Consider the following 7,028-nt stretch of genomic DNA (forward strand, 5'->3'; position numbering starts at 1 on the left):
GGGGTCAAAATGGTCGTTAACTTCAATCTGGAAAAGACTTGTATTGCGGTCAATGAAACGGTTGAACATTTTAGAAATCAACCGTTCGACTAAAGTTACCGGTTAAAACAACGACTCATGACATTATAGAAACGCGTTATGTAACGCCGGGCGGGCCAAAATTGGCTCAGTGGTGTCATTTATCTTAGTCGCGGTTTTCGACTTAGACAAAGCCCGGCTTTCGAGACCGCCTTATGGCTCGAAAACGCGGCCACCACGTTCCAGCCGATTTTTGCCCAACCAGAGTGAAAAGTTATATCGAACTGCATGACGCACATGACAATTAATCCAAGTATGAAAAAATTAATGACTTTTAATAAATCTTAAGACATTTTAGCTGTCAAAAAGGGGCGGGTGAGTTACAATAGTTTGCGTGAGTCTTGTAAAGATGGTTGACAAAAGCACCATTTTTAGTTAGATTAGATAGTTGACTGCTTACATCAGAATCAGATTAATGAAGGGGAGCGTGTAGATGCTTAAAATAGCCAAGGGTCGAATCTCATATTGGGCTGTCATTGGAGCAATTTTATTTATGATTGTCCAAGTGATTGCCACTTTGAATTTGCCCAGTTTGACCTCCAATATTGTGAATAACGGGGTCGCCAAAGGTAATATCAATTATATTTGGAAGATCGGTTTTGAAATGGTCGGTTTTTCACTGTTGTCAGTGGTGGCAGCGTTTGGGAACGTTTTCCTAGCCGCGCGGTCGTCACAAAAGTTAGGGAAGAATTTACGTTCAGATATTTATAAGAAGGTCATCAACTTTTCCAACGATGAATTTGATCAAGTTGAAACCTCTTCATTAATTACCCGGACAACCAACGATGTGGTCCAGATCCAAAACGTAGCAATGATGGCGTTACGGATGATGATCATGGCACCGATTATGTTAGTCGGCGCGAGCTTTTTGGCGTATACCAAAAGTCATGAATTGACTTGGATCTTCGTGGTGGCCATTCCCGTTTTGCTAGTCTTTATTGGGATTATTATGGGGTTTGCCATTCCATTATTCCGTGCGATGCAAACTAAGACCGACCGGATTAACTTAGTCTTCCGCGAAGGTTTAACCGGTGTGCGCGTTATTCGGGCATTCCGGCAAGATAAATTTGAACAAGATCGCTTTGAAGATGCGAACCAAGATTACACGCGTAATGCGATTAATGTTAACACGATCGTGGCCTTTGCCTTTCCAGTGATGACGTTGATCATGAGTGGTACCAACGTTGCGATCGTTTGGTTTGGGGGTCAATTGATCAGTAGCCAGGCCATGCAAGTTGGGAACATGATCGCGTTTATGACGTATGCGATGCAAGTGTTAATGAGCTTCATGTTGTTGGCGATGGTCTTTGCCTTTATTCCACGGGCGGCCGCTTCAGCATCACGGATTCAAGAAGTCTTAGATATTGAACCCAAGATTACAGATCCCGAAGCGCCGAAAACTTTACCTGTTTCGACGGAACACAGCCTAGAATTTGATCACGTCAACTACCGTTACCAAACGGCGGAACAGTTGGCTTTAAGTGATATTGATTTTAAGGCACATTCCGGTCAGACGGTGGCCATTATCGGGGGAACTGGGTCTGGTAAAACGACGTTAGTTAACTTGATTCCCCGGTTCTATGAAATTGAAGATGGGCATGTGCGTGTTGATGGCCAAGATGTTCGCGACGTGAAGACGGCTGATTTACATCAAACCATTTCATTCGTCCCTCAAACGGCGACGCTCTTTACTGGGACGATTCGCGATAATATGAAGTTTGGGAATGAGCACGCTACGGATGATGAGATCTGGCACGCGTTAGAAATTGCACGGTCAACTGATTTCGTTAAAGAAGAAGGCGGCCTGGATGCCCACGTTGAACAAGGTGGGGGTAACTTCTCCGGTGGTCAACGGCAACGGTTAGCGATTGCGCGAGCTTTAGTTAAGCACGCTTCAGTCTATGTCTTTGATGATTCGTTCTCAGCTTTGGACTTTAAGACCGATGCTGAATTACGGGGCGAACTACGTCAAGATAAGTTAATCCAACAAAGTGTCGTTGTTATTGTGGCCCAACGGATTGCAACCGTCGCCGATGCCGATTTGATTCTCGTCTTAGATAACGGGAAGTTAGTTGGTAAAGGGACCCACGCTGAACTTAAAGCCAATAATGACGTCTATCAAGAAATTATGAAGTCACAATTACGAGAGGAGGATCAGCTATAATGAGTGAAAAGAAAGCCACTAGTGCTGATCAACCACGGCCAAGCGGTCCACGGCATGGCCCTGGCAGTCAAGGCTTAGTCGAAAAGCCCAAGAGTTTTTGGAAAACGGCTTGGCGCTTGATGCGTTACATGTCGGATCGTTGGGTTGGCTTAGTTGTCGTGATGGCATTTGCGATTGCCTCCGTTATTTTCCAAATTCGGACGCCTAAGATTTTAGGGAAGGCTACGACTGAAATTTATAAAGGTATCATGAAGGGTATCGCCCAACAAAAAGCGGGCGTTAGCCAATCTGGTTACCCAATTAACTTTGAAAAAATCGGTCAGATCGTTTTAATTGTCATTCTGATGTACGCAGCTTCAGCGTTATTCAGTTTTATGCAACAATTTATTATGACCCGTATCTCACAACGAACGGTTTATAAATTACGGCGTTCGTTTAAAGGCAAGATGCAAAAAGTGCCGATCTCATATTACGATACCCATTCTAACGGGGATATTATGAGTCGGGCCGTTAACGATATGGATAACATCGCTAACACTTTGCAACAAAACTTAACGCAAGCCGTGACAAGTGTCGTCACGTTTGTTGGGACGCTCTGGATGATGTTAACGATTAGTTGGAAGTTAACATTGATCGCGTTAATCACGATTCCATTAAGTGTGGTCGTGGTTGGGATTATTGCCCCTAAGTCGCAAAAATTCTTCGGGATTCAACAAAAGAGTCTGGGGTTATTAAACAACCAAGTTGAAGAAAACTATGCGGGTCACGTGGTCATCAAGAGTTTTAATAAGGAACAAGATACGATTGATGATTTCGAAGAACAAAATGATAACTATTATCAATCAGCCTGGAAAGCGCAATTTATTTCTGGGATTATCATGCCGTTGATGATGTTTCTAAACAATATTGGGTATGTGTTTGTCGCGATTATTGGTGGGATTGATGTGGCGCATGGGAACGTGTCTTTAGGGAATATCCAAGCATTCTTACAATACACCCAACAATTTTCACAACCAATCTCGCAGATGGCCAACTTATTGAATACGATTCAATCGACGGTCGCATCGGCGGAACGGGTCTTCGAAGTCTTAGACGAAGAAGAAATGACCCAAACACATTCTGACTTACCGGCTAAGACGGATGATCCTAACTTGATTACGTTGGAACATGTCCAATTCGGTTATGATAATAACGATTTATTAATGACTGACTATAATTTGGATGTGAAACAAGGTGAACAAGTGGCCATTGTTGGGCCAACTGGAGCCGGGAAGACGACCATCATTAACTTGTTGGAACGTTTCTATGACGTCAAAGGTGGGTCAATCCGCTTGAATGGGACTGATACGCGGGACTTAAAGCGTGAAGACTTGCGGTCACATTTTGCGATGGTCTTACAAGATACGTGGCTGTTTACCGGGACAATTTTTGACAACTTGAAGTATGGTCGTGAAGACGCCACGGATGATGAAATCTATGCCGCTGCTAAAGCAGCCCATGTGGATAGCTTTGTCCGGAAGTTGCCAGACGGGTATCAAACGGTACTGAACGAAGAAGCCTCAAATATCTCACAAGGGCAACGACAATTATTAACGATTGCGCGGGCCTTTGTCGCTGATCCTGAAATTTTGATCTTAGATGAAGCCACAAGTTCCGTTGATACACGGACTGAAGTGCATATTCAACATGCGATGGAACGGCTCTTAAAGAACCGGACAAGTTTCGTGGTTGCTCATCGGTTATCGACCATTCAAGGCGCGGATAACATTATCGTGATGAACCATGGTTCAGTTGTCGAAACTGGAAATCATGAACAGTTAATGGCGAAGAATGGGTTCTATGCTGATCTGTATAACAGTCAATTTTCTGGCAATATCGAACAAGCCTAAAGGAGGGGTGTCAAGTGTTGAAAAAAACGTACGCAGTCGCCGCTACGGCCGGTCTATTAGCTTTAGTACTAGCTGGTTGTGGACAGTCTAAGCTGACGACCACGAAATCAACTTACACCCGCAATGGGTTAGTTGCTGCTGTTAAAGGCCATGCCAATGCTAAAACGGTGAGTTACCAAGTCGATGGTGCCAAAGCTAAAAAGCAAAAAGTTCGGGACAAGACATTCGTCATTCAAGTTCCCGTGAAGACCACCCGTCAAAAGGTGACCTTAACGGCTGGTAATGACAAGACCACTGTCCATGTGAAGGCCGCTAAACGACTGACGACTTATAAGCAATTAGCGAATGGTTACAATCAAGCATTGATTGGGTCTAAGCTGACAAAGAAACAACAAAAAGCGGCCCAGAAGCTACAAGTCCAAGGCGCGGCTTTAAAGAAGCAACAAGCTAAGCTTCAAGCGACGGTCAAAACGGCCAAAGCGCAAGTCGCTAAGGGCGGCACGGCAGCGATGGCTGGTGCAAAGACCTTGCAAGCGCAACAGACGGCAGCTGCTCAATTACAAATGCAAGCTGCTAGTTTGCAAGCAAGTCAAAAGTCAGTGGCTGCGGCTATGAAGACGGCTAAAGCTAAGGTAAAAGACGAGCTATTGCCAACTAAGACCCCTAAAGGCGTGACCAATGTCTTAAGCACTAAAGATTATACGATCCGGTTAAATGTGCAATCAGGTAACGTGATGGGGTCAGCAATGATCGTGCCAACCAAGGCCTTTAAGAACAAGACCCGTCAGAAGAAATTCGGGACGGCCTTTGCCTTAATGAGCAGCGTGACTGGCGCTAATGCCAAGCAAGTCATGAAGAAGTTCGGTAAAGAAACTAAGAGCAACAAGAGTAGCACCACGACCATCGATCCGATTTATTCGAAGGGCGTGAAGTTCTCGGTTGGGGTTTCAGCTTCGGATTTGTATATTTTTATGACCAAATAAGAGTGTGAGGTCCGACGGGTTGCTTCTGAGCATTGCCTAGTCAGTCAATTATACCGGTGAATTTCCGGTATGGTTGACTGGCGTAGCAAGCGCAGGAAGCAGTCGGGCCGAACACGTTTCAGCAAGTTAGAAAATAGCGAAAGAACCGGTCCTCTTTAACCTGAATTGGTTAAGGAGGACCGGTTCTTTTGTGTCATACAGAACTAAGTCACTCACTCTATTTAAGGAAAAGTGAGTGGCTTTTTATTGACTGGAATAGTCACTTCCGATTGCTTATTCAAATGATAATTCCAAAAAATACAACTGTTTACTAGGTAAATGTGCCGTTGAGACCCAGACTTCATGGTAGTTTGGGACTTTCTTTTCAGTGTAATCAAAAAAGAAATCTAGCAAGTTACCGTTTTTAGCGACAAAGTCTTCTTGGAAGCGATTGACTAACAGTTTGTTGTCGGGAAAATAGATTTCGGGGTTGGCGACTTTGATCCGGTCAGGAATCCCCATCCGTACCACGTTGGTATATTCCGAAGTAAAGGTAATCTCCGCGGGGTGGTGGACGATATAGAACATAACGTTATAAATTGAATCTGAATTACTAGCCACGACGAATCCGTCCTTTGATATACAGAATTTTAATCTATTATACCAAAAGAAGCGGAAAAGTCGTTAATTGAATTCAAAAGGCCTTGACAAAGTTCTCATAATCTATTAATCTTTTAATTAAATTCCAATTAATCAATTGGGGTAAATTACATATAAAGGAAGTCGACTCATATGGCAGATGTACAATTAGACTGGAATAACTTAGGTTTCAACTATCGGAACCTTCCATATCGTTACCGTGCGTATTGGAAAGATGGTAAGTGGTATAAAAAAGAATTAACCGGCGATGCAACTTTACATATTAGTGAAGGCTCAACAGCTTTACACTATGGTCAACAAGATTTCGAGGGCTTAAAAGCTTATCGGACCAAGGATGGTAGCGTCCAATTATTCCGGCCAGACCGGAATGCTGCGCGGATGCAAACCAGTTGTGAACGGTTGTTAATGCCACAAGTTCCAACTGATATGTTCGTAGATGCGGTTAAGCAAGTTGTTCGGGCTAACCAAGATTACGTTCCGCCATATGGGACTGGAGCAACCTTATACTTACGGCCATTAATGATCGGGGTCGGTGGTAACATCGGGGTCCATCCGGCACAAGAATATATTTTTACGGTCTTTGCCATGCCAGTCGGCAGTTACTTCAAAGGTGGGATGACGCCAACGAACTTTACCACGTCAAACTACGACCGGGCTGCTCATAAAGGGACTGGGGCTTACAAAGTCGGCGGGAACTACGCCGCTAGTTTATTCCCTGGTCAAGAAGCACACAGTAATGGGTATTCTGACTGTGTCTACCTTGATCCAGTTGATCATAAGAAGATCGAAGAAGTCGGTTCAGCTAACTTCTTCGGGATTACCAAAGATAATAAGTTTGTAACGCCTAAATCACCATCAATTTTGCCATCAGTGACGAAGTATTCATTACTTTATTTGGCAGAACATAAATTTGGTATGGCAGTTGAAGAAGGCGATGTTTACATCGACGACTTAGACCGCTTCACTGAAGCTGGTGCTTGTGGGACGGCGGCTGTTATCTCACCAATCGGTGGTTTGGAACACAACGGCAAGTTACACGTCTTCTACAGTGAAACTGAAGTTGGTCCCGTTACCAAGAAGTTATACGATGAATTAACGGGTATCCAGTTCGGTGACCGTGAAGCACCTGAAGGTTGGGTACAAAAGGTTGAGTTAGACTAAATTTGAAATTAAAGCACTCGTCATTTTGGCGGGTGTTTTTTTCTACGTCTTGTCAATAAGAATGTTATTAAATAAACGATTCATGATAAAAATATAGGGCATTGGTTCGGTGAC

At 43.9% G+C, this 7,028-nt stretch carries 5 protein-coding genes; 4 read left to right on the top strand and 1 reads right to left on the bottom strand.

Features of this window, described 5'->3' with window-relative positions:
• Positions 1–511: 511 nt before the first annotated feature.
• The 3 genes from FFM77_RS10140 to FFM77_RS10150 are packed head-to-tail and all read left to right on the top strand — an operon-like array spanning position 512 to position 5,114.
• Positions 512–2,242, top strand: coding sequence for an ABC transporter ATP-binding protein (locus FFM77_RS10140; RefSeq protein WP_137635642.1), 1,731 nt, complete (start codon positions 512–514; stop codon positions 2,240–2,242).
• Positions 2,242–4,131 (top strand): ABC transporter ATP-binding protein, encoded by a 1,890-nt coding sequence (locus FFM77_RS10145; RefSeq protein ID WP_137635643.1) that lies wholly within the window; start codon positions 2,242–2,244, stop codon positions 4,129–4,131. Before FFM77_RS10140 ends, FFM77_RS10145 begins: the two co-directional genes overlap by 1 nt.
• 17 nt (positions 4,132–4,148) lie before the next feature.
• Positions 4,149–5,114, top strand: a complete 966-nt coding sequence (locus FFM77_RS10150) for a hypothetical protein (protein ID WP_379892203.1) — start codon at positions 4,149–4,151, stop codon at positions 5,112–5,114.
• A gap of 273 nt (positions 5,115–5,387) precedes the next feature.
• Here FFM77_RS10150 and FFM77_RS10155 read toward each other — a convergent pair whose 3' ends face one another.
• Positions 5,388–5,714: a hypothetical protein gene (locus FFM77_RS10155; RefSeq protein ID WP_137635645.1), complete on the bottom strand. Its 327-nt coding sequence runs from the start codon at positions 5,712–5,714 to the stop codon at positions 5,388–5,390.
• Positions 5,715–5,885: 171 nt separating this feature from the next.
• Between FFM77_RS10155 and FFM77_RS10160 the strand changes: the two genes are divergently transcribed.
• Positions 5,886–6,914, top strand: coding sequence for a branched-chain amino acid aminotransferase (locus FFM77_RS10160; protein ID WP_137635646.1), 1,029 nt, complete (start codon positions 5,886–5,888; stop codon positions 6,912–6,914).
• Positions 6,915–7,028 lie beyond the last annotated feature (114 nt).

Origin of the sequence: Lactiplantibacillus songbeiensis (assembly GCF_005405125.1) — a bacterium.
Lineage (GTDB): Bacteria > Bacillota > Bacilli > Lactobacillales > Lactobacillaceae > Lactiplantibacillus > Lactiplantibacillus songbeiensis.

Excerpts from the sequence above, each read along its gene's own strand:
- FFM77_RS10140 (WP_137635642.1), top strand. The coding sequence starts at position 512 with ATGCTTAAAATAGCCAAGGGTCGAATCTCATATTGGGCTGTCATTGGA.
- FFM77_RS10145 (WP_137635643.1), top strand. The coding sequence starts at position 2,242 with ATGAGTGAAAAGAAAGCCACTAGTGCTGATCAACCACGGCCAAGCGGT.
- FFM77_RS10160 (WP_137635646.1), top strand. The coding sequence starts at position 5,886 with ATGGCAGATGTACAATTAGACTGGAATAACTTAGGTTTCAACTATCGG.